Raw genomic sequence first — 22,831 nt, forward strand, 5'->3', positions numbered from 1 at the left:
CAGCTGCGCGCGGGCCTGCGACCGCGAATCAGCCACCTACGATACGCCAGGAATCCGGGCCGTTGCGGCAAACACGGTGCGGCGCGCTGCGCGCTGTGCACTCCGACGATGGCAGGATGTCGGGGTGCGCAGGCGAGAGGTATTGGTGGCGGCAGGCCGCGCCGCCCTCGGATTGACCTTGGTCGGAGTCACCGCGTCGGCCTGCGCCGGCAGCGATGAACCCGAGATCGACCCCTTGCAGGCCGCCCAGGCCGCCGCCAGCGCCGATGCCGATCAGGCCAGCGCCGCAGCCGCTGCGGCCGCGCCGGCCCTGGTTCCGGCGCTGACCCAGATCGCCGCCGAACGCACCCAGCACGCCCAGGCGCTGGCCACCGAGATCGCGCGCGCCGCCGGACGCACGACGACGCCCGAGACCAGCACCACCACCAGCGCGACTGCAGCCGAGCCGAAGCCCGCGCCGACGGCCGCGCAGGTCTCCGACGCACTGCGCCGCGCCGCCGAGGATGCGAGCCGGCTGGCGACCTCGCTGTCCGGCTACCGGGCCGGGTTGCTGGCCTCGATCGCGGCCTCCTGCACGGCCGCCCAGGTGATGCTGCCCGAGACGAAGGCCGACCGGTGACCACTCCTGCCCCCACCCCCAACCGCCCGGACAGCCTCGACGGCGGCGCCCTCTATGACGCGGTGGCCATCGAACACGCCGCCATCTACGGCTACGGCATCGTCTCGGCGCACTCCACGCCCGCGGACAACACCCTGGTGGCCGAGGCGATGGCGACTCATCGCCGGCTGCGCGAGGGTGGTCTGGCGCTGCTGGCCGACAAGTCGTGGGGCGTGCCGCTGCCGGCCGCCGGCTACACGCTGCCGTTCGACGTGAACAACCCGGACGCCGCGGTCAAACTCGCCATCCGGATGGAGGCGGACGCCGCCACCGCATGGCGCGCGGTCGTCGAACAGGCCACCGATGAGCAGGTACGCGCATTCGGAGTGGACGCGCTGACCCAGTGCGCGGTGCTCGCGGCGCGATGGCGCAAACGGCTTGAGGAGTGGCCGGTGACGCAAGCCTTCCCCGGCGGCACCGAGTAGCAGCTACCGTTGGCCCACCAGGTCGAATCGGGGGGCCTTGTGGCCGGAATCGTCGTCGGGCAACACGGAGCACTGACCCGTGCCCGGCGCGATCGCGCGGTCACCGCGTCGGTCTTCCTGCTGCTGTTGGCGTTCTCCTACAGCGAGGACCTGATCGCCGTCGCGTTCGAGATCACCGACCGGGGCACCGTCCTCGACTGGCTGACCACTCTGGTCGGCCTCGACCTGGCGATCCTGGCCGTGGTCGGGGTGCTCAAAGTCGTCATCGCGCGCGCCGACGACACCGGCCCCCGGCTGTGGCGGTGGTACTGGGCCGCGGTCGCCGTCACCGTCGCGGTGGATGCCACGCTGTGCCTGCTGCCCGACGAGCACCCGCTGGCGATCGACCTCGCCGCCTCGGTGGTGTTCGCGGTGGTGATGGGCGTGCTGATGATGGTGGCACTCAACGCCGACCCGCTCACTCTGGTCAGCGCGACCCGACGGCAGGCGCTGCCCACCGACTGGCTGCGGGCCCGCGCGATCGTGCCGCTCATGATCGGCACGTTCGCCTGCTATCTGGCTGCCACGTCATTCGAGGACTTCTTCGACCTGCACGCCCTGCGCGAGGTGACGCCCGAAACCGTCGACTTCGGTGAGCTCAGCGCACCGCTGGCCAGCGCAGCCGAAACAGCGCTGTGTGAAAGCGCGGTCGGCCCGGCGTTCCTGCAGCAGATGGTGAATTTCATTCCGATGGTGCTGCTGACGCTGGGCGTCGAATTCAATTTCTTCCGGCGCACGCTGGCCGAGCCGGCCCAGCGCGCCGCCGCGGCGGCCACCGTGTTCCTGCTGTGCACCGGATTGGTGCTGGCCCTGTCGGTCACCCCGTGGTCCGGCTCGCGGTGTTCGCGGGTGCCGTCGTACTGGCACGAGTACGCCGCGTTCTCGCTGTGCGTGCAGGGCGTGGTGGCCGGCATCGCTGCCCTGATCTGGCTGCTGGTGACCAGCGATTCCGACCGCAGAGGAGACCGACGATGACCGCTGCCGGAACTCGAACCCCCGCCGTGTCCACGCGAGCCGTCTACGCCGTGGTGTTCCTGCTGCTGTTCGTCTTCTCCTACAGCGAAGTGGCGGCGTGGACGCTGTTCGAGGCCTTGGGTGCCGGTGACCGCCTGCCCTGGCGACCGGCGGTGCTGCTCGTCGATCTCTCCGTGCTCATCGCGGTGGCGCTGCTCAAACGTTCGATCACCCGCGGCGACGGCGACTCCCCGCGGTTGCGTATCTGGTGGTGGTCGGGTTTTGCCGTGCTGATCGGCATCGACGTGACCCGCACCCTGACCGCGCATTCGGTGGGGCTGGATCTGCTGGTGTCGACGGTGTACGCCGCGGTGGTGGGTCTGGTCATGGCCGCCTCGCTCAACGCCGATCCACTGACGCTGTTCAGCAGTGCCCGCCGCTTGGCCGCTCCACGGGACTGGGCGCGGGTGCGGTCACTGGTTCCGCTGATCCTCGGCATCCTGGCCGGCTACGTCGCGGCCACCGCGTTCACCGACTACTTCGACCTGGACACCGTGCGGGTGCTCGACGCCGCCACCGCGGCCGAGGTCGACGGCTTGGATTTCGCCGAGCAACTGGGCGTGCTCTCGCAGTTGTGCGAGGGTGCGATCAGCCCGGTGTTCTTCCAGAAGGTCGTCGAAGTCATGCCGATCCTGCTGTTGACGCTGGGCATCGAGTTCAACTACTTCCGCCGGACCATGACCGATCCGGCCGAGCGCGCAGCGACCGCCGCGACCGTCGCTCTGATGTCCGCCGGACTGATGCTGGCCCTGTCCACGCTGCCGTGGGATGGCATCGGGTGCGACGACATCCTCGCCGACTGGCATGAGTACCTGACCTTCGTCGCGACCGTGCAGGGCATCTTCACCGGGCTGACCACATTGGTGTGGCTGCTGGTGGCGCCGACCCCGGCCGCACCCGAGCCCGAATGACCGCCGGGCTGCGCCGGAGCAAACCTAGCCGCGCAGCGCCGCGTCGATCCCGGTGGCCGCGTCGGCGATCGGGATCTCGAAGGTCTCACCGCTGAACCGGTTGCGCAGTTCCACCACGCCGTTGGCCCAACCCCGGCCGACCACCACGATCCACGGCACCCCGAGCAGCTCGGCGTCCTTGAACTTCACCCCCGGCGAGGCGCCGCGGTCGTCGAGCAGCACGTCCAGGCCCAGTCGGTCCAGGTCGGCGGCCAACTCGGTGGCACCCGCGCGGGCCTGCTCGTCCTTGTTGGCGATCACCAGGTGCACATCGAACGGCGACACGGTGGCCGGCCAGCGCAGACCGATCTCGTCGTGGTGCTGCTCGGCCAGCACCGCCACCAGCCGGGAAATGCCGACACCGTAGGAGCCCATGGTCAGCCGCACCGGCTTGCCGTTCTCGCCGAGCACGTCGGCGGAGAACGCATCGGTGTACTTGCGGCCGAGCTGGAAGATGTGGCCGATCTCGATGCCGCGGGCACTGACCAACGGTCCGGCCCCGTCCGGCGACGGGTCTCCGTCGCGCACCTCGGCGGCTTCGATGGTGCCGTCCGGGGTGAAGTCCCGTCCGGCGACCAGGCCGACGACATGCTTGCCGGGCGCGTCAGCACCGGTGACCCAGGTCGTGCCGTCCACCACCCGCGGGTCCACCAGGTAACGAACGCCGTTGTCCTGCAGCCCCTTCGGGCCGATGTAGCCCTTCACCAGGAACGGGTAACGGGCGAAGTCGGCGTCGTCGAGCATGGCGTACTCGGCCGGCTCGAGTGCCGCGCCGAGCCGCTTGTCATCGACTTCGCGGTCCCCGGGCACACCGATGGCCAGCAACTCCCAGTCCTGCTCCCCCGGCAGCCGGGTCTTGAGCAGGACGTTCTTGAGGGTGTCGGCCGCGGTCACCTCGCGACCGGCGAACTGCGGCAAGCCCGCGCCGTTGGCCCAGTTCACCAGAGTCACGATCGTCGGGGTGTCCCCGGTGTCGTGCACGACGGCTTCGGGCAGTGTCGCGATCTGTTCGGCCGGCAGCGGTTGCGGCGCTGTGGTGATGACGGCTTCGACGTTGGCGGCATACCCGGACTGCAGGCAGCGCACGAAAGTGTCCTCGCCGACCGGACTTTCGGCCAGGAACTCCTCGGAAGCGCTGCCACCCATCGCCCCGGAGACCGCCGAGACGATCACGTATTCGACGTTGAGCCTGGAGAAGATCCGCTGGTAGGCCTCGCGGTGGGCGTGATAGGCGTTCTTCAAGCCCTCGTCGTCGACGTCGAAGGAATAGGAGTCCTTCATCAGGAACTCGCGGCCGCGCAGGATGCCGGCCCGCGGTCGGGCCTCGTCGCGGTACTTGTTCTGGATCTGGAACAAGATCAGCGGGAAGTCCTTGTAGGAGCTGTACTCCCCCTTGACGGTCAAGGTGAACAGTTCCTCGTGGGTGGGTCCCAGCAGATGGTCGTTGCCGCGCCGGTCCTGCAACCGGAACAGGTTGTCGCCGTACTCGGTCCAGCGGTTGGTGGTCTCATACGGCCCGCGCGGCAGCAGCGCCGGGAACTGGATCTCTTGGGCGCCGATCGCGGCCATCTCCTCGCGCACCACGGCTTCGATCTTGCGCAGCACCTTCAGGCCCAGCGGCAGCCAGCTGTACAGCCCCGGGCCGACCGGCCGGACGTAACCGGCCCGGATCAGCAGCTTGTGGCTGGGAACTTCGGCGTCGGCGGGGTCGTCGCGGAGCGTGCGCAAGAACAGCTCCGACATGCGGGTGATCACAGCGGGCAAGCTTACTGACCGCGTAGGACTACAGCTCGCCGGCCTCCACGGCCTCCCGGGTGTGCTGTGCCCGGGCGATGTCGCGCGCCGAGAAGCCGATGAACAGCGCGGCCACCCCGACCAGCACCGCGATCGCGGCTACCCACAGCAGCGAATAGGTGTACCCGTGTCCCAACGCATCCAGCTGCGCCGGCGTCATGTCCTTGACCGGTCCCATGGTGCCGCCCAGATACAACGTGCGGGAGGCCTGCACCGCCTGGATCACCACCAGCACCAGCGGTCCGCCCAGGTTGTAGACCATCAGCGTGATCGACGACACCGGTCCGATCTCGCGCGGCCCCACGTTGGCCAGCGTGCACAGCGGCAGAATCACCGAGATCAGCCCGATGCCCAGCCCGCCGATCACCAACGGCGCCAACAGGTCCGGGAAGTAGGGGATGCTGCGATCCAGGGTCGAGCCGTACAGCATGGCGGCCAGCACCAACGCGCCACCACCGATGATCAGCCAGCGCGGCGCGATCCGCGGCGCCAGCCGGGTGGCCAGCACGTTGCCGGCCACGAAGCCGCCCGCGAACGGCAAGAAGCAGATGCCGGCCTGCAGCGGCGAATAGCCCAGCACGTCCTGCACCAGCAGGCCGATCATCACCGACAGCGTCAGCATCACCCCGCCGGCCAGGAAGTAGGCGGCGAACGCGCCCACCCGGTTGCGTTCGGCGAACACCGCGAACGGCACCAACGGATGATCGGCTCGGCGCTCCACCACCAGGAAGGCGACCAGGAACACCACGGCGGCCGCCCCGGAACCGATCACCGCCGGGTCGGTCCAGCCCCGCGGCGGTCCCTGGGTGAACAGCAGCACCGCCGACGAGCACGCCAGGGTGGCCAAAACCGCCCCGGTGACGTCGAGTTTGAGCCGCTCATGCCGGGTCTCGGCGAGCCGGGTCAGCGCGATCGCGATGATCACGATGCCGATCGGCACATTGACCAGGAACGCCAGCCGCCAATTGATCACGGTCAGCGCCCCGCCCAGGATCAGCCCGAGTACCGAGCCCAGCCCCTGCATGGCCGCCGAGATCGCCATCGCCTGATTACGGGCGTGCCCGACGGCGTAGGTGGTGGCGATCAACGCCAGCCCGGTCGGCGCGGCCACCGCCGCTCCCACACCCTGCACGGCGCGCGCCACGATCAGCGTCCACTGGTCGGTGGCCAGCCCGCAGACCAGCGAGGCGATCGTGAACACCCCGACCGCGGAGACGAACGCCCGTTTGTGCCCGATCGCGTCACCGACCCGGCCGCCCAGCAGCAGCAGCCCACCGAAGGCCAGCACGTAGGCGGTGATCACCCAACTCTTGGCGGCGTCGGTGAGGTCCAGATCGGCCTGCATCCGCGGCAGCGCCACGATCACGATGGTGCCGTCCAGCGTGGCCATCAGCTGCATGCCGGTGATCGCCAGGATCGCGACGCCGAGCACCCTGTCGGACAATCTCGAGACAGCGCGTTCGGAGGGCCGCGCTGCCGCGCGATCAGAGCCAGACATCTTGGCCCGAGACTACTTTGCGCTACGCGCTGGGCACCGCCAGACGCGCTGCCGGGAGTAGCGTGAAGTCATCATGCGGGTCGCGATCTGCGGGGCCGGTATCGCCGGCCCCACCCTGGCCTATTTCCTGCACCGCAGCGGACACACCCCGACGGTGATCGAACGCGCACCCGCGCTGCGCACCGGCGGTTACGTAGTCGACTTCTGGGGTATCGGCTACCGGGTCGCCCAGCAGATGGGTCTGGAGACCGCGATCCGCGCGGTCGGCTACCCGATGCGCACCCTGCGGGTGGTACGCAGCGACGGTTCGGTCCTGACCGACATTGACGTCACCGCGTTCGAGCGCGCCCAGGCCGGGCGCTACATCACGGTGGCCCGCTCCGACCTTGCGGCCGCCATCTGCGCGAGCATCGCCGACGACGTCGAGATGGTCTTCGATGACACCATCGTGGGCCTCGACGAACGGCCCGACGGCATCACGGTTGGGTTCCAGCGCAACCGAACCCGCGATTTCGATCTGGTGGTCGGCGCAGACGGCCTGCATTCCCAGGTGCGTGCCTTGGTGTTCCCGCAGGCCGTCGAGCGCTATCTGGGCGCCATGGTCGCGGTCGCCGTGGTGCGCGGTTACCGCCCCCGCGAGGAGCTCACCTATCTGATGTGCAACCTGGCCGGCGGCCAGCTCGGCCGGGTCAGCCTGCACGATGACCGCACGCTGTTGCTGTTCGTGGCACGGTCCGCGCGGCCCGTTCCCGAACACCGCGACGTCCCGGCCTGGTTGCGAGAGAAGTTCGCCGACGTCGGCGGCGAGGGCCCGGCGATCCTGGCCAGTCTCGACGACGCCGAGGACCTCTATTTCGACGCGGTCAGCCAGATCCAGCTCGACCAGTGGGCTCGCGGCCGGGTGGCGCTGCTGGGTGACGCAGCCGCGGCGGTCTCCCTGCTGGCCGGTGAGGGCACCGGGCTGGCGATGGCGCAGGCCTACGTGCTGGCCGGTGAGCTGCAACGGGCCGACGACGATCACCGCGCGGCGTTCGACGCCTATCAGCGTCGACTACAGCCGTTTCTCGCCGACAAGCAGGCGGCCGCGCGACGATATGTGTCGTTCTTCGCCGGGCGCACCCGTGCCGGCGTCGCGTTGCGCAACCTGGCCCTGCGTGCGGCCGGAGTGGCGCCAGTGACCCGGTATGTGGCGGCGCACGGTTTCCGTGACGATGTCGAGTTGCCCCACTACCCGCTCTGACGAACTACAGTTCGCCGGCGTCCATGGCGTCTTTGACCTCTTGGGCGTGCGCAACTTCCTTGGCGGTGTAGCGGATGAACAGCGCGGCCGCCCCGACCAGGACCGCGACGGCAGCCACCCACAGCAGGCCGTAGGTGTAACCGGCGTCCAGGGCCGCTATCTGCGCGGAGTCCATGTTCTTGACCGGGCCGGTGGTACCGCCCAGGTACAGCGTGCGCGAGGTGATCACGGCCTGGATGATCGCGAGCACCACCGGGCCACCGAGGTTCTGCAGCATCAGCGCAATCGCCGAGACCGGACCGATCTGGTCGAAGCCCACCCCGGCGATCGCCGAGACGGTCAGCGGCACCACGATCATGCCGATGCCGAAGCCGCCCACCGTGATCGGCAGCACCAGGTTCGGGAAGTAGGGGATGTCGCCGTGCAGCGTCGAGCCGTAGATCATCGCGGCCAGCACCAGGATGCCGCCGCCGATCACCAGCACCCGCGGCGGGAACTTCGGCACCAGCGCGGTCGACGCGCCCAGGCCGATACCCAGGGCGATCACGAACGGGATGAAACCGATGCCGGCCTGCAGTGGGGTGTAGCCCATGATGTCCTGCACGTACAGGCCGATCAGCACGGTCAGGGTGAACATCACGCCGCCGGCCAGGAAGATCGCGGCGAACACTGCGACCCGGTTGCGGTCGCGGAACAGCTCGAACGGCACGACCGGGTTGAGCGCGCTGCGTTCGACGATCACGAACGCCACGAAGAACGCCAACGCAGCCACGCCCGAACCGATGGTCAGCGGGGTCAGCCAGCCGTTCTCCGGGCCTTGCGAGAAGCCGAACACCGCGGCGGTGCAGCCCAGCGTGGCCAGCAGCGCGCCGGGCGCGTCCAGCTTCATCCGCTCCTTGTGGGTCTCCCGCAGCGTGGTGTAGGCGAGGTAAATCACCAGCAGGCCGATCGGCACGTTGACCAAGAACGCCAACCGCCACCACACCTCAACCAGGGCGCCGCCGGCCACCAGACCCATCACCGAGCCGACGCCGGTCATGGCGGCGAACACCGCGGTGGCCGCGTTGCGGGCCGGTCCCTTGGGGAATGTGGTGGCCACCAGGGCCAGGCCGGTCGGGCTCGCGATCGCCGCACCGACGCCCTGCAGCAGCCGGGCGATGACCAGGGTGGCCTCGTCCCAGGCGATACCGCACAGCACCGAGGCGATGGTGAACAGCGCCACGCCGACGATGAAGGTGCGCTTGCGTCCGATGGTGTCGCCGAGTCGACCGCCGAGCAGCATCAGACCGCCGAAGGTCAGCACGTAGGCCGTGATCACCCAGCTGCGGCCGGCATCCGAGAGCCCGAGTTCGTCTTGGATCGCCGGGAGCGCAACGATCGCGATGGTGCTGTCCATGGTCGCCAGCAGCTGCATGCCGCCGATCGCGACGACCGCGGCGATGAACCGGGGCGACGGCAGCCAGGACAGCCCGGGACGTGCCAGGGCCGACGGGTTCTGCCGAGCAGGGAGCGTGTGCTCGTCGGGCGCAGCCTCAGACAATGCCCGCTCCGCGTCGTTGAGAGCCGTCATAGCGGGCTACCCTACAGTAATATTAAGAATTGTTTAAGCGGCGTCTGGCGTCGATCAGCTCACACACTCGGCTGCAGGCCCACTACCTGGCCAATCACGATGATCGCCGGTGGGCGCACCCCTTCGGCGCGGACGGTTTCGGCCACTTCGGCCAGCGTCGAGCGCACCGATCGTTGCGCGGACGTGGTGCCGTGCTGAACCACCACGACTGGCGTTTCCGCAGGTCGACCGCCCTTCAACAGGGCTTCGGCGAACAGCTCGATGCGTTCCACGGCCATCAGCAGCACGATGGTGCCCGACATCGCCGCCAGTGCATCCCAATTTACTAACGATTCCGGATGCCCCGGCGCAACATGACCGCTGACCACCACGAATTCGTGGTTGACGCCGCGGTGCGTGACCGGCACACCGGCCATTGCCGGCACCGATATGGCACTCGTCACACCCGGCACCACCGACACCGCGACGCCGGCGTCGGTGCAGGCCAGCAGCTCTTCATAACCGCGCGCGAACACATACGGGTCGCCGCCCTTGAGCCGCACCACGAACTGTCCGGCGCGGGCCCGGTCGATCAGCACGTCGTTGATCGCTTCCTGCGCCATCGCCCGGCCGTACGGGATCTTGGCGGCGTCGATCACCTCGACGTGCGGTCCCAATTCAGCCAGCAGTTGCGACGGGGCCAGCCGGTCGGCGACGACGACGTCGGCTTGCGCCAGCAGCCGACGTCCGCGCACCGTGATCAGTTCCGGGTCCCCCGGTCCGCCGCCCACCAGCGCCACCGTGCCCTTGAGCTCCTCGGCGGCGACCGCGGATGTGATCACGCCGCTCTGCAGTCCCTCCTGGATCGCAGTGCGGATGGCAGCCGAGCGGCGGTAGGCACCGCCGGCGAGCACACCGACGGTCAACCCGTCGTGGTCGAAGGTGGCCGGGGTGACCGCCGAGCCCTGCACCGCAACGTCGGCGCGCACACAGAAGATGCGGCGCCGGTCGGCTTCGGCGGCCACGGCCGCGTTCACGTCCGGGTCGTTGGTCGCCGCGATCGCGTACCAGGCGCCGTCCAGGTCGCCGTCTTGGTATTCGCGCACGGTCAAACTGATGCCGACCATCGCCTCTACGGCCGGAGTCGCGGTGCGGGTGATGACGTGTACGTCGGCGCCGCTGGCGATCAGCAGGCCGAGCCGACGCTGCGCCACCGAACCGCCGCCGACCACGACGACTCGCTTGCCGGCCAGGCGTAGGCCAACCAGGTAGGCGTTCTCGGTCACCGACCGAGCTTAGAGCCTGCCGCGTGTCCGACGAAGCGGAGCACCGCCCGGGGGTGCGCGGCCGGGTGGGTGTGCAGGTAGGACGCATGCACCCCGCCGCTGATCGCGCCGTCCCGCCGGGGACTGCCGTCGGGTCCGCGGTACCCCCAGGCCGCGACGTAGTCGTCAGCGAAATCAACTGTGGTGCGGTGGAATTCATGCCCGACCACGCGTTCCCCACAGGTGTGCAGCGACGAGTCGGCGACCGCCACGGCGTCCCGGTAGCCCAGCGTGAGGCGCTGGGTGAACCGCGCGGAACCGTGCAGAACGTCACACATCGGGTGCCCGTCCAAGTCGGTCATCAGGTAGGTCAGGCCCGCGCATTCGGCGGACACCGGCGCGCGGCCGGCCAGTTCGGCGATCCCGGTGCGCAGGGCGGTGTTGGCCGACAACTCACCCGGGTACTGCTCGGGGAAACCGCCCGGCAGGATCAGCCCGGCCGCGCCGTCGGGCAATTCGTCGCCGAGCGGATCGAATTCGGCGACCCGGGCTCCGGCGGCGGCCAGCAGCTCGGTGTGCTCGGCGTAGCCGAAGCTGAACGCCTTGCCGGCGGCCACCGCCACCACCGGTGCCCCGTCGACCGGGGTCCCGATCGCCTGCTGCGGCGACCACGCCGTGGCCGGCTTGGCCGGGCGCGCGGCCGCGAGCACCGCGGCCACCTCGACGTGCTGGGCGATCAGGTCGGTCATCGCGGTGACTGCCGCGCGGGCCTGCTCACCATGTTCGACGGCGGTGATCAGGCCCAGGTGCCGCGACGGTACCGCCAGTTCCTCGACGCGCGGCAGCGCGCCCAGCACCGGCACCCCGGCCTGCGCGCAGGCTTGGCGCAGCACCTGCTCGTGCCGCTCGCTGCCGACCCGGTTCAGGATCACCCCGGCCAGTCGCACGGCCGGGTCGAAGGTCGCGAATCCGTGCAGCAGCGCGGCGATGCTGTGGCTTTGTCCGCGCGCATCGACCACCAGCACCACCGGTGCGCCCAGCAACCCGGCGACCTGCGCGGTCGAGCCGCGGGCCGGTCCGTCCCCGGCCGGGTCGATGCGCCCGTCGAACAGTCCCATCACACCTTCGACGACGGCGACGTCGGCCCCGGCCGCGCCGTGCGCGTACAGCGGCCCGATCAGCTCCTCGCCGACCAGCACCGGGTCCAGGTTGCGGCCCGGCCGGCCGGTGGCCAGCGCGTGGTAACCGGGGTCGATGAAGTCCGGGCCCACCTTGAACCCGGCCACCCGGTGCCCGGCCCGGCGCAGCGCACCCATCAAACCCGTTGCCACCGTGGTCTTTCCGCTGCCCGAAGCCGGAGCGGCCAGCACCACGGCCGGCACGTTCACCACTCGATGCCCTTCTGCCCCTTGCGGCCGACGTCCATCGGATGCTTGACCTTGCGCATCTCGGTCACCAGATCAGCGGCTTCGACCAGGGCCGCCGGCGCGTCCCGGCCGGTGATCACCACGTGTTGCGAACCGGGCCGGCCGACCAGCACCTCGACCACTTCGGCGGTGTCCACCCAACCCCATTTGAGCGGATAGGTGAACTCGTCGAGCACATAGAAGCCGTGCTGCTCGGCCTCGAGCCGACGGCGGATCTCCGCCCAACCCTCGGCAGCGGTCGCGGCGTGGTCGGCGTCGTCACCCTGTTTGCGCGACCACGACCAGCCCGAGCCCATCTTGTGCCACTCCACCGCCCCGCCGAGCCGCTGCTCGTCGTGCAGTGCGCCGAGCGCCCGGAACGCCGATTCCTCACCGACCTTCCACTTGGCGCTCTTGACGAACTGGAACACCGCGACGTCGATTCCGGCGTTCCAGGCCCGCAGCGCCATGCCGAACGCCGCGGTCGACTTGCCCTTGCCCTCGCCGGTATGCACGGCCAGCACCGGTTGGTTGCGTCGCGCGCGGGTGCTCAGACCGTCGTCGGGAACCGAAGTCGGGCGTCCCTGCGGCATGGTGTTCCTTCGGTCAGGCCGCGTTGCGCACGGCGGCGGTCAGCGATTCGGCGCGCAGTTGATCCACCCGGATCACCGGGGCGCCCAGGGCGTGCGCCAACTCGGCGGCCAGGCCGAGTTTGACGTAGGAGGTCTCACAGTCCACCACGACCGCGGCGGCGCCTTCGGCCACCAGCCGGGCGGCGGCAATCTTGGTGCGGCCCAGCGGGTCTGGCCCGCCGGTGGCGCGGCCGTCGGTGAGCGTCACGACCAGGGAGCGGCGACTGCGGTCGCGTACCTTTTCGCGGGCCACCAGATCCCGGGCCGCCAACAGACCTTCGGCCAACGGGGTCTTGCCGCCGGTGTCGAAGCGCGCCAAGCGGCGGCTGGCGATGTAGGCCGACGACGTCGGCGGCAGCAGCACCTGCGCCGAGTCGCCCCGGAAGGCGATCACGGCCACCTTGTCGCGACGCTGATAAGCGTCCCGCAGCAGCGACAGTGCGGCACCGCCGACCGCCGACATCCGGTCCCGGGCCGCCATCGACCCGGAGGCGTCGACCAGGAAGATCACCAGGTTGCCTTCCCGGCCTTCCCGGATCGCGCGCCGCACGTCCTCGGGCGCCGGCCGGATCCGGCCCGGCCCGGACGCGGTGCCGGCGGCGTTGAGCAGCGTGGCGAACAGGTGCAGACCGTCGCCGTGGTCGTCGGGACTGACTCCGACCACCGCGCCGGTGCGGTTGCGCGCCACCGAGCGCCGGCCCGGGGCGCCCTCCCCCACGCCGGGTACCCGCAGCGCGCGGGTGCGGAACACCGGCGTCGGGTCCGCACTCTGCCCGCTCGGCGCCGGGGCGTTCGGATTCTGCTGTGGCGCACCGCTTTCTGGTGGCGACGACGGCGCTCTGCCACCGTCCGGGCCATCCGGCCCTTCCGGGCCATCTGGGCCGTCCGGGTCGGGCTCCGGGTCCGGGTCGGTCTGCGCCAGCGCGTCGTCGAGCACCCCCGGGTCGAGGCCCGGATCGTCGAACGGGTCGCGGCGACGGCGGTGCGGCAGCGCGAGTTCGGCCGCGACCCGGATGTCTTCGACGTCGACCCGGTCCGCGCCGCGCCAGGCCGCGTGCGCGACCGCGGTGCGGGCCACTACCAGATCAGCGCGCATCCCGTCGACGTCGAAGGCCGCGCACAGTGCTGCGATGCGGTGTAACTCGGTGTCGGCCAACTCGACGGCCGGTAACCGGTCGCGGGCAGCCGCGATCCGCCGGGCCACATCGGCGTCGGCCTCGGCGTAGCGCGCGGCGAACCCGACCGGATCGGCTTCATAGGCCAACCGGGTGCGGATCACGGCGCTGCGCACGTCGACGTCGCGGGACGCCCGCACATCGACAGTCAGGCCGAACCGATCCAGCAGTTGCGGACGCAGTTCGCCCTCTTCGGGATTCATGGTGCCGATCAACACGAATCTCGCGTCGTGCGAATGACTCACGCCGTCGCGTTCGATGTGCACCCGGCCCATCGCCGCGGCATCCAGCAGTACGTCGACCAGGTGGTCGTGCAGCAGGTTGACCTCGTCGACGTAGAGCACGCCGCCGTGCGCGCGGGCCAACAGACCCGGGGAGAACGCATGTTCGCCGTCGCGCAGCACCTTCTGCAGATCCAGCGAGCCGACCACTCGGTCCTCGGTGGCGCCGATCGGCAGCTCGACCAGGGCCGCGTCATCGATGCTCGCCAGGATCGACGCCAGGCCGCGCACCGCCGTCGACTTCGCGGTGCCCTTCTCGCCGCGGATCAGCACTCCGCCGATCTCGGGTCGCACCGCACACAGCAGCAACGCCAGCCGCAACTGGTCGTGGCCGACCACGGCGCTGAACGGGAACGGCGGCGGGCTCTGCGTGCTCACTACTTCTCCACTCCGCCGCGTACTCGCAGCATCGGGACATGCGGGATGCCGTCGTCGCGGAATTCCGCACCGTCACGGACGAATCCGTGCTTACGGTACAGCGGTTCCAAATAGATCTGGGCGTTGATCCGGCACGGGTAGTCGCCCACCTCGGCCAGCGCGGCCTGCAGCAGTCGGGTGGCGTGCCCGGCGCCGCGTGCCCCCCGTTTGGTCGCCACCCGTCCGATCCGGAACTGCTTCTCGCCGCCGGGATGCTCCTCCATCAGCCGCAACGTGCTGATCACCTCGGGCGCACCGGCCGGGTCGGTCTGCTCCAACCAGAAGTGCCGGGTCTCGGGCAGCAGGTCGCGGCCGTCGAGTTCCGGGTAGGGGGTCGCCAGTTCGACGACGAACACCTCGACCCGCAGTCTGAGGAGTTCGTACAGGGTCGCCGCGTCGAGGTCGCCAGCACGGCTGCGACGCAGCGCAACGGTCACCGTACGGCCACCGACTCGGTGCTCCTAGCGACGTTTCCCGGTTGCAGTTCCAGCACCCGGGTACCCCAGTCCCACACCTCGTCGAACAGCCCCGGATTGTCCGAAAGCGCAACTCCCAGTGAGGGAATCATCTCCTTGAGCCGGGGCTGCCAGGCGGTGCTGTAACGGTCGACGAAGCAGCGCTCCATGACCTCGAGCATGGCCGGCACCGCGGTGGACGCCCCCGGAGAGGCGCCGAGCAGGCCGGCGATGCTGCCGTCGGCCGCAGTCAGCACCGTGGTGCCGAACTCCAACGTGCCGCCCTTGCCCTTGGCCGGCTTGATCACCTGCACCCGCTGGCCGGCCACCGACAACTCCCAATCGGAATCGACTGCGCTGGGTGCGAATTCGCGCAGCATGTCGACCCGCGCGCCGTGCGACAGCCGCAGCTGGCCGAGCAGGTAGTTCACCAGGCTCATCTGGGTCAGGCCGACCCCGATCATCGAGGCCAGGTTGTTGGGCTTGACCGACAGCGGCAGGTCGGTCACCTTGCCGTGCTTGAGGAATTTCGGTGACCAGCCGGCGAACGGGCCGAACATCAGCCAGGGCTGGTTGTTGATGAACCGGGTGTCCAGGTGCGGTGCCGACATCGGCGGGGCGCCCAGCGGCGGGAAACCGTACACCTTGGCCTGATGCCGCGCGGTGACCGCCGGGTTGGCGGTGCGCAGGAACTGCCCGCCGACCGGGAAGCCGCCGTAACCCTTGGCCTCGGGGATGCCGGAGCGCTGCAGCAGCGGCAGCGCGTCCCCGCCGGCCCCGACGAACACGAAACCGGCGACGATCTTGCGGTCTTCACCAGTGCGCCGGTTGCGCACCTTGACCGTCCAACTGCCGTCGGACTCCTTGTCCAGATCGGTGACCTCATGGCCGAACAGGGTGTCGGTGCCGTTGCGTGCGCCGAAACCGATCAGCTGCTTGGACAGCGCACCGAAATCGATGTCGGTGCCGTCGGTGGTCCAGTTCAGCGCCACCGGCACCGAGAAGTCCCGCTTTTCGGCCATGAACGGCAGCCGCCGGGCGAACTCGTCGGGATCGTCGATGAACTCCGTGCTGGCGAACAGGGGGTTGGAGGCCAGCGCGTCGCGGCGCCGGCGCAGGTAGTCGATCCGCTCGGCACCGGCGACATAGGACACATGCGGGATCGGGTTGAGGAAGCTGCGCACATCGCTGAGCACGCCGTTCTCCACCGCATGCGCCCAGAACTGGCGCGAGACCTGGAACTGCTCGTTGACCGTGACGGCCTTGGTGATGTCGATCGAGCCGTCCGGCTGTTGGGGGGTGTAGTTCAGCTCGCACAGCGCCGAGTGCCCGGTGCCGGCGTTGTTCCACGGGTCGCTGCTCTCGGCAGCCGCCGCGTCCAACCGCTCGATCAGGGTGATCGACCAACTGGGCTCGACCAGTCGCAGCAATGCGCCCAGCGTCGCACTCATGATGCCGGAGCCGATCAGCACCACATCGGATTTGGTCACGTTGGAGTCTGCCACCGGTTCGCTTGTCCTTGCCTTCGCGCGGATATACCGCATTCAAGGTTATCCCGCGACCCGAACCTCGGCCCAGCCAGCCGGACCGAGGCGTTCGCCACAGCTAAAGTGAGCGGTGTGACGGCATGGGAGACCGATGTCTTGTCCGGTTACCAGCAGCACATCATCGAACTCGGGGCCGACCCCGACGGTGAAGGTGATCTGGTTGCCACGCTGGTCCGGCGCGGACCGGCTGCCACTGCCCGGCACGCCGTGCTGGCCGTGCACGGCTACACCGACTATTTCTTCAACACCGAGCTCGCCGACCGGTTCGCCGCGCGCGGGTTCGCGTTCTATGCGCTCGACCTCAACAAATGCGGCCGGTCCCGGCGGGAGGGACAGACCGCGCACTTCACCACCGACTTGAGCCGCTACCACGGCGAGCTGGAGCGGGCGCTGGCCGTCATCGGCAACGAATGCTCGACGCCGGAGCGCCAGACTCAGGTGTGCGTGTACGGGCACAGCGCCGGCGGTCTGATCGTCACGCTGTGGCTCGACGACCTGCGCCGACGTGACCTGACCGCCGCGCTGGGCGTCGGTGGCCTGGTGCTCAACAGCCCGTTCTTCGACCTGCACGGCCCGGCGATCCTGCGCGCCGCACCCACCTCGGCCGCGCTGCGCGCCCTGGCCCGGGTGCGCAAGACCCGGGTGGCGCGCAAACCCACCGTCGGCGGCTACGGCACCACGCTGCACCGCGATTTCGACGGCGAGTTCGACTACAACCTGGACTGGAAGCCGGTCGGCGGTTTCCCGGTCACCTTCGGCTGGATCAACGCGGTACGCCGCGGCCAGGCCCGGCTGCACCGAGGACTGGATGTCGGGGTGCCCAACCTGATCCTGCGCTCGGACCGCAGCGTGTCCGAGGCCAGCGGCCCCGAGCACATCCAGCGCGGTGACGCCGTGCTGGACGTGGCGCTGATCGCCCGCTTGGCCGGCTGCGTGGGCGGCACCCACACCACCGTCGCCCCGATCGTCGATGCCAAACACGATGTCTTCTTGTCGTTGGCCGAACCACGGGACGCCGCCTACGCCGAGCTGGACCGCTGGCTGGACTACTACCTGGGGACGCGCCGATGAAACACTTCGACCTGACCATCATCGGAACCGGTTCGGGCAACACCATTCTCGACGAACGCTATGCCGATAAGCAGGTGGCGATCTGCGAGCAGGGCGAGTTCGGCGGCACCTGCCTGAACGTGGGCTGCATCCCGACCAAGATGTTCGTCTACGCCGCCGAGGTGGCGGCCACCGTGCGGGACGGATCCCGGTTCGGGGTGGACGCGCACGTCGACGGGGTCCGCTGGTCCGACATCGTTTCCCGGGTGTTCGGCCGGATCGATCCGATCGCGCGCGGCGGTCGGCACTACCGGGAGTCCTCGCCAAACGTCACGGTGTACGCGTCGGCCACCCGGTTCGGTCCGACCCGGCCGGACGGCCGCTACCTGTTGCGCACCGAGGCCGGCGACGAGTTCAGCTCCGATCAGGTGGTGATCGCCGCGGGCTCGAGGGCCACCATCCCGCCCGCGATCGCCAACTGCGGCATCGAGTTTCACACCAGTGACACCATCATGCGCTGCCCGCAGCTACCCGAACACCTGGTGATCATCGGCGGCGGCTTCATCGCCGCCGAGTTCGCGCACGTGTTCTCCGCGCTGGGCTCGCAGGTCACACTGGTGGTGCGCGGTTCGACGCTGCTGTCGCACGCCGACGACGACATCTGCGAACGCTTCACCGACCTGGCGTCCCGCAAGTGGTCGGTGCGCAGCCACTGCAATGTGGTCGGCGGGCACACCGACGCCAACGGCACCACGCTGGAACTCGACGACGGTTCCACGCTGCACGCCGATGCGGTACTGGTGGCCACCGGCCGGCGACCCAACGGGGACCTGCTCGACGCGCAGTTGGCCGGTGTCGAGGTCACCGAGCGCGGCCAGGTGGTGGTCGACGAATACCAGCGCACCACCGCGCGCGGGATCTTCGCGCTCGGCGACGTCAGCTCGGACTATCAGCTCAAGCACGTGGCCAACCACGAGGCCCGGGTGGTGGCGCGCAACCTGCTCGCCGACTGGGACGACACCGAGGCGCTGATGCCGTCCGATCACCGCTACGTACCGGCGGCGGTGTTCACCGACCCGCAGATCGCCTCGGTGGGATTGACCGAAAACGAAGCCCGGGCAAAGGGTTTCACCATCAAGGTGAAAATCCAGGACTTCGGTGACGTGGCCTACGGCTGGGCCATGGAGGACACCACCGGCTTCGCCAAGGTGATCGTCGATGCCGACACCGGGCTGATTCTGGGCGCTCACATCATGGGGCATCAGGCTTCGACGTTGATCCAGCCCTTGATCCAGGCGATGAGCTTCGGGCTGGGCGCCCAGGACATGGCCCGCGGGCAGTACTGGATCCACCCGGCACTGCCCGAGGTCATCGAGAACGCGCTGCTGGCGCTGTGCGGTGAGCCGGCCTGGCCGCCGCCCAAACGACACTGAGCCGACTAGAAAAGCCGCGGGTTCGGGGGCGGGCAGGCAGGTCGAGGGTGGTCGGTGCGGTCAGCAGCGGGAAAAATCGAGGGGTAGGACAGGTCAGCGCACCCGCGCCTGCAGCGCCGCGCGGACGTCGAAACCCCAGGGCAGCTCCAACCGGTGCGCGGCCAACAACTCGGCATTCCCGAGGATCGCGTCGATCGCGTCGTCGGCCACCACCCGACCGCCGTCGATCACCACCGCGCGGTCACACAGCTGGGCGGCATAGGGCAGATCGTGCGTGACGATCAGCATTGTGGCGGCCAGGCCCTGCAGGGTTTCGGCGAGCTCGCGCCGGGCTACCGGGTCCAGGTTCGCCGACGGTTCGTCGAGCACCAGGATCTCGGGCTCACAGGCCAGCACGGTGGCCAGCGCGCCGCGGCGGCGCTGCCCGCCGGACAGGTGCGCGGGGCTGCGGTCGGCCAGCTCGGTCATCGACACCAGCTCGAGGGCGTGCGCCACCCGGGCCGCCAGATCCGCCCCGGTGACCCCGAAGTTGGCCGGGCCGAACGCCACGTCCTGGGCCAGGGTGGGCATGAACAACTGGTCATCGGGGTCCTGGAACACCAGCCCGACCCGGCGGCGAATATCGCGAACCGTCTTGCGGGTCAACCGGATTCCGCTGATCTCGACGCTGCCCGAAGTGGCCGTCAGCACGCCGTTGAGGTGCAGCATCAGCGTCGTCTTGCCGGCCCCGTTGGGGCCGAGCAGCGCAACCCGCTCCCCCGGCGCCACCGTCAGGTCGATGTCCGACAGCGCGACGTGCCCACCCGGATAGACGTAACTCAGGCCCGACACCGCGACCGCAGGTGCGTTCATCGCAGCACCCACGCACCGGTCAGCAGCACTGCCGCCGCGGCTGCCGGCGCCAGCGCTGCGGTCCACTGCCGGGCACTCGCCCGCGGGTGAGCACCCACCCCGGCCAGATCAGGGACCCGGCCGTCGAAGCCGCGGGAGAGCATCGACAGATACACCCGCTCGCCGCGCTCGTAGGACCGCAGGAACAGCACACCGACCCCGCGCGCGGTCGCGCCGATCTGGTGCAGCGCGCGCGGCGAGTCGCCCCGCGACACCCGGGCGGTACGCATCCGGGTCGCCTCGGCGGCCAGCACGTCGACGTACCGGATCATCAACACCAGCATCGAGGTCATCATGGCCGGCACCCCGAGCCGGCTCAGCGCCAGCGGCAACTCCCGCGCCGACGTCGTCGCGGCCACCGTCAGCGACGCCGCCACGCCCAAGGTGCCTTTGACCACGATGCCCCAGGCCGCCCACAATCCGGGTTGGGAGAGCAGCAACCCCGCCACCTGCACCCGCGGCTCGCCTTCGGCGAATGGCAGCAGCACCGCGAGCACCACGAATGGTGCCTCGATCAGCATCCGCGGCGCCATCCAGCGCAGCGGAATCCCCGCGGCGCGCCAGACCGCCAGCACGATCAGTGCGTAACCGGCGAACGGCCACACCATCTCCCGTGGGGTGGCGACCACGGCCAGCACGAACAGCAGCAGCCCGGCCAGTTTGACCTCGGCGGGCGCCCGGTGCACCGCGGAGTCGCCATCACGGTAGAGCGGGTGCGCATGCCCGGCGCCCACTCTCAGTCCTTGGTTCGGCGGGTGCGCGCGATCAACCAGAACCCGCCGAACGCCAGCACCAGGACGACGGCGGCCCCCAGGATCCCGGCCAGCCCGCCGGTGGCCGAGTTGCCGCCGATCGCATAGTCGGCCAGCGGCGAGTCCGCCAACGGATGCTCCCGGGCGTGCTGAGCAATGCAGTCGCCGTGCAACTGCTCGGTGTCCTCCACGGTGAGCACCTCGCAGCCGCGCAGCGTGGCCGAGTCCAGGCCGTCCGGGCTCGCACTGGCCAGATAGGACACGCCGCCGGCGATGATCAGGATTGCCACACCGAACACCAGCCAGAACCGGGACTTCGCGCTCATGCCGGCACCTGCTCCCGGTCCCGCAGCAGGTAGACCAGGTCGGGCCGGGCCTTGGCGACGGCCAGCACGGTCAGCGCGGTGATCACGCCCTCACCGATGCCGATCAACACGTGCGTACCGAACATGAACGCCGCGACCGTGCCCAGCGACACCCCCGCGGCCCCGCCGATCGCATACTCGACCACGAAACCCATTGCCGCGCAGACCGTACCGACCAGTGCGGCCACAAAGGCGATGATCCCGACGACGCCGGGCCCGCCGCGCCGTCCGGTCAGCGCACGCAGCGCCACCGCGGTGCCGTAACCGGCGGCCACGCCGATCACGCCCATGTTGACGATGTTCATCCCGAGCGCGGTCACCCCGCCGTCGGCGAACAGCAGCGACTGCACCACCAGCACGATCGCGATGCACAGCGCGCCGGTATAGGGCCCGACCAGGATCGCGGCCAGGGCACCGCCGAGCAGGTGACCGCTGACCCCGGGCAGGATCGGGAAGTTGACCATCTGCACCGCGAAGATGAACGCGGCCACCAGGCCGGCCAACGGCACCGTGCGTTCGTCCAGTTCGCCGCGGGCCCGCCACGCGCACACCGCCAGCGCCAGCACCGCCAGCACACCGAACAGCAGAGACGTGCGGGCATCGACAATGCCGTCGCTCATGTGCATTGCCTGCGTCGAGATGACCACATCGAAACCCTAGAACTGGCGAGTATCTCCTGTCTAGCTGAACAGATGTTCAGCCGTGCCGGGCGCCGATCCAGTGCAGGATGTCATGCACGGTGTGGTCCTCGAGCCGATAGCTGACCTGGCGGCCCACCCGGGTGGCGGCCACCCAGCCCTGCTGCCGCAACACCCGCAGCGCCTGGGACACCGCGTTCTCCGAACGGCCCAGCACCCCGGCCAGATCCGAGACGCAGATTCCGGGCGCCTTGTGCAGCACCAACAGGATCTCCAGCCGGTTCGGGTCGCGCAGCAGGTCGAAGCGCAGCGTCCAGCTCGCGATGTCGACGTCTTCCAGAGCGGCCGACGCCCGTTCGATCTGCGGTGCTGCAGCGGCGTCCATACCTGTTCAATTTAGTCCAGGAAACCGTGCGGTAGGGCCACGCTGCCTCGGCGTGTGCTCACATCGCCGCCGCGGCGGTCCCGGCTTCAGAGCGGCGTGACGTAGGCCGAGCTGATGCCGCCGTCGACCAGGAACGTCGAGGCCGTGATGAACGAGGCGTCGTCGCTGGCCAGGAACGCGACCGCGGCCGCGAGTTCCTCGGGTTCGGCGAACCGGCCCAGCGGTACGTGCACCAACCGGCGCGCGGCGCGTTCGGGATCCTTGGCGAACAACTCCTGCAGCAGCGGGGTGTTCACCGGACCCGGGCACAGCGCGTTGACCCGGATGCCCTGCCGGGCGTACTGCACGCCGAGTTCACGCGACATCGCCAGCACCCCGCCCTTGGAGGCGGTATAGGAGATCTGCGAGGTGGCCGAGCCCAGCACCGCCACGAACGATGCGGTGTTGATGATCGACCCGCGACCGGCTGGCGCCATCTGCCGCAGCGCGGCCTTGCAGCACAGGTAGACGCTCTTGAGGTTGACGTCCTGCACCCGCTGCCAGGCATCCAGCTCGGTGTTCTCGATCAGGTCGTCGTCCGGCGGGCTGATCCCGGCGTTGTTGAACGCAATGTCGACCGCACCGAAAGTCTGTGCCGCGGTGTCGAACAGCGCGTCCACGGCGGCCGGGTCAGCGACGTCGACCTCGACGAACAGCCCGTCCACTTCGGCCGCGGCCGCGGCCCCGGCGGCCGGATCGACGTCGCCGACGACGACGGTGGCGCCCTCGGCGTGCATCCGCCGGGCGGCGGCCAAGCCGATGCCGCTGCCGGCGCCGGTGATGACTGCGACCTTGCCGGCCAGCCGCTGCGTCAGGTCCATCTAGCCTCGATCTTTCGTGAGTTGGGCTGTTGACACGGCCTGTAATGCACGGAAGTGCCTGTCCTGCTTGAGAACATTGGCTTGTCGAAGGTCAACGTTTCTTCAAGTGGGA

The 22,831-nt window shown here is 69.6% G+C and carries 22 protein-coding genes; 7 read left to right on the forward strand and 15 right to left on the reverse strand.

Annotated elements, in window-relative coordinates; translation table 11 throughout:
* Positions 1 to 124 precede the first annotated feature (124 nt).
* Genes AC5Y3P_RS15020 through AC5Y3P_RS15035 form a run of 4 tightly spaced genes read left to right on the forward strand, consistent with a single transcriptional unit; the run spans position 125 to position 3,047 of the window.
* Entirely contained in the window at positions 125 to 619 is a 495-nt protein-coding gene (locus tag AC5Y3P_RS15020; RefSeq protein WP_500046705.1) for a hypothetical protein, read from the forward strand.
* The gene (locus AC5Y3P_RS15025) at positions 616 to 1,083 is read left to right on the forward strand and encodes a ferritin-like domain-containing protein (protein WP_500046706.1); all 468 of its coding nucleotides are present in this window, start codon (positions 616 to 618) and stop codon (positions 1,081 to 1,083) included. The genes AC5Y3P_RS15020 and AC5Y3P_RS15025 overlap by 4 nt, the downstream gene beginning before the upstream one ends.
* Positions 1,084 to 1,122: 39 nt before the next feature.
* Positions 1,123 to 2,097, forward strand: coding sequence for a hypothetical protein (locus AC5Y3P_RS15030; RefSeq protein ID WP_500046707.1), 975 nt, complete (start codon positions 1,123 to 1,125; stop codon positions 2,095 to 2,097).
* Positions 2,094 to 3,047 carry a hypothetical protein gene (locus AC5Y3P_RS15035; protein WP_500046708.1) on the forward strand — a complete coding sequence of 318 codons (954 nt, stop codon included), beginning with the start codon at positions 2,094 to 2,096 and terminating at the stop codon, positions 3,045 to 3,047. The genes AC5Y3P_RS15030 and AC5Y3P_RS15035 overlap by 4 nt, the downstream gene beginning before the upstream one ends.
* Positions 3,048 to 3,071: 24 nt before the next feature.
* Here the strand turns inward: AC5Y3P_RS15035 and AC5Y3P_RS15040 are convergent, their stop codons facing one another.
* Positions 3,072 to 4,841, reverse strand: coding sequence for a proline--tRNA ligase (locus tag AC5Y3P_RS15040; protein WP_500046709.1), 1,770 nt, complete (start codon positions 4,839 to 4,841; stop codon positions 3,072 to 3,074).
* Positions 4,842 to 4,869: 28 nt separating this feature from the next.
* Positions 4,870 to 6,378, reverse strand: coding sequence for an MFS transporter (locus AC5Y3P_RS15045; protein WP_500046710.1), 1,509 nt, complete (start codon positions 6,376 to 6,378; stop codon positions 4,870 to 4,872).
* Between the two features lie 73 nt (positions 6,379 to 6,451).
* Here AC5Y3P_RS15045 and AC5Y3P_RS15050 point away from each other — a divergent pair, with 73 nt between their 5' ends.
* Positions 6,452 to 7,618, forward strand: a complete 1,167-nt coding sequence (locus AC5Y3P_RS15050) for an FAD-binding domain (RefSeq protein WP_500046711.1) — start codon at positions 6,452 to 6,454, stop codon at positions 7,616 to 7,618.
* Positions 7,619 to 7,622: 4 nt separating this feature from the next.
* Here the strand turns inward: AC5Y3P_RS15050 and AC5Y3P_RS15055 are convergent, their stop codons facing one another.
* Genes AC5Y3P_RS15055 through mqo form a run of 7 tightly spaced genes read right to left on the reverse strand, consistent with a single transcriptional unit; the run spans position 7,623 to position 16,303 of the window.
* On the reverse strand, positions 7,623 to 9,188 hold the full coding sequence (locus AC5Y3P_RS15055; RefSeq protein ID WP_500046712.1) for an MFS transporter: 1,566 nt from the start codon (positions 9,186 to 9,188) through the stop codon (positions 7,623 to 7,625).
* Positions 9,189 to 9,247: 59 nt separating this feature from the next.
* Entirely contained in the window at positions 9,248 to 10,453 is a 1,206-nt protein-coding gene (cobA, locus tag AC5Y3P_RS15060; RefSeq protein ID WP_500046713.1) for a uroporphyrinogen-III C-methyltransferase, read from the reverse strand.
* On the reverse strand, positions 10,450 to 11,820 hold the full coding sequence (locus tag AC5Y3P_RS15065; RefSeq protein ID WP_500046714.1) for a cobyrinic acid a,c-diamide synthase CobB: 1,371 nt from the start codon (positions 11,818 to 11,820) through the stop codon (positions 10,450 to 10,452). Before AC5Y3P_RS15065 ends, cobA begins: the two co-directional genes overlap by 4 nt.
* Positions 11,817 to 12,431 carry a cob(I)yrinic acid a,c-diamide adenosyltransferase gene (gene cobO / locus AC5Y3P_RS15070; RefSeq protein WP_500046715.1) on the reverse strand — a complete coding sequence of 205 codons (615 nt, stop codon included), beginning with the start codon at positions 12,429 to 12,431 and terminating at the stop codon, positions 11,817 to 11,819. The genes AC5Y3P_RS15065 and cobO overlap by 4 nt, the downstream gene beginning before the upstream one ends.
* A gap of 13 nt (positions 12,432 to 12,444) precedes the next feature.
* Entirely contained in the window at positions 12,445 to 14,304 is a 1,860-nt protein-coding gene (locus AC5Y3P_RS15075; RefSeq protein ID WP_500046716.1) for a magnesium chelatase subunit D family protein, read from the reverse strand.
* Entirely contained in the window at positions 14,304 to 14,780 is a 477-nt protein-coding gene (locus tag AC5Y3P_RS15080; protein ID WP_500046717.1) for a GNAT family N-acetyltransferase, read from the reverse strand. The genes AC5Y3P_RS15075 and AC5Y3P_RS15080 overlap by 1 nt, the downstream gene beginning before the upstream one ends.
* Positions 14,777 to 16,303: a malate dehydrogenase (quinone) gene (gene mqo / locus AC5Y3P_RS15085; protein WP_500046718.1), complete on the reverse strand. Its 1,527-nt coding sequence runs from the start codon at positions 16,301 to 16,303 to the stop codon at positions 14,777 to 14,779. The genes AC5Y3P_RS15080 and mqo overlap by 4 nt, the downstream gene beginning before the upstream one ends.
* Before the next feature lie 114 nt (positions 16,304 to 16,417).
* Between mqo and AC5Y3P_RS15090 the strand changes: the two genes are divergently transcribed.
* Positions 16,418 to 17,416: an alpha/beta hydrolase gene (locus tag AC5Y3P_RS15090; RefSeq protein ID WP_500046719.1), complete on the forward strand. Its 999-nt coding sequence runs from the start codon at positions 16,418 to 16,420 to the stop codon at positions 17,414 to 17,416.
* Entirely contained in the window at positions 17,413 to 18,828 is a 1,416-nt protein-coding gene (gene mtr, locus AC5Y3P_RS15095) for a mycothione reductase (protein WP_500046720.1), read from the forward strand. Before AC5Y3P_RS15090 ends, mtr begins: the two co-directional genes overlap by 4 nt.
* 93 nt (positions 18,829 to 18,921) lie before the next feature.
* On the opposite strand, the gene AC5Y3P_RS15100 is transcribed toward mtr, so the two are convergent.
* From AC5Y3P_RS15100 to AC5Y3P_RS15125, 6 genes are all read right to left on the reverse strand, one after another.
* Complete coding sequence (locus tag AC5Y3P_RS15100; RefSeq protein WP_500046721.1) at positions 18,922 to 19,680, reverse strand: energy-coupling factor ABC transporter ATP-binding protein; 759 nt, start codon at positions 19,678 to 19,680, stop codon at positions 18,922 to 18,924.
* On the reverse strand, positions 19,677 to 20,453 hold the full coding sequence (gene cbiQ / locus AC5Y3P_RS15105; protein WP_500046722.1) for a cobalt ECF transporter T component CbiQ: 777 nt from the start codon (positions 20,451 to 20,453) through the stop codon (positions 19,677 to 19,679). Before cbiQ ends, AC5Y3P_RS15100 begins: the two co-directional genes overlap by 4 nt.
* Positions 20,454 to 20,455: 2 nt before the next feature.
* Entirely contained in the window at positions 20,456 to 20,797 is a 342-nt protein-coding gene (locus tag AC5Y3P_RS15110) for a PDGLE domain-containing protein (protein ID WP_500046723.1), read from the reverse strand.
* Positions 20,794 to 21,462: an energy-coupling factor ABC transporter permease gene (locus AC5Y3P_RS15115; RefSeq protein WP_500046774.1), complete on the reverse strand. Its 669-nt coding sequence runs from the start codon at positions 21,460 to 21,462 to the stop codon at positions 20,794 to 20,796. Before AC5Y3P_RS15115 ends, AC5Y3P_RS15110 begins: the two co-directional genes overlap by 4 nt.
* Before the next feature lie 70 nt (positions 21,463 to 21,532).
* Positions 21,533 to 21,859, reverse strand: coding sequence for an ArsR/SmtB family transcription factor (locus AC5Y3P_RS15120; protein ID WP_500046724.1), 327 nt, complete (start codon positions 21,857 to 21,859; stop codon positions 21,533 to 21,535).
* Positions 21,860 to 21,945: 86 nt separating this feature from the next.
* Positions 21,946 to 22,719: a 3-oxoacyl-ACP reductase gene (locus tag AC5Y3P_RS15125; RefSeq protein WP_500046725.1), complete on the reverse strand. Its 774-nt coding sequence runs from the start codon at positions 22,717 to 22,719 to the stop codon at positions 21,946 to 21,948.
* Between the last annotated feature and the right edge of the window lie 112 nt (positions 22,720 to 22,831).

This window comes from Mycobacterium sp. NGS45, from assembly GCF_059812645.1.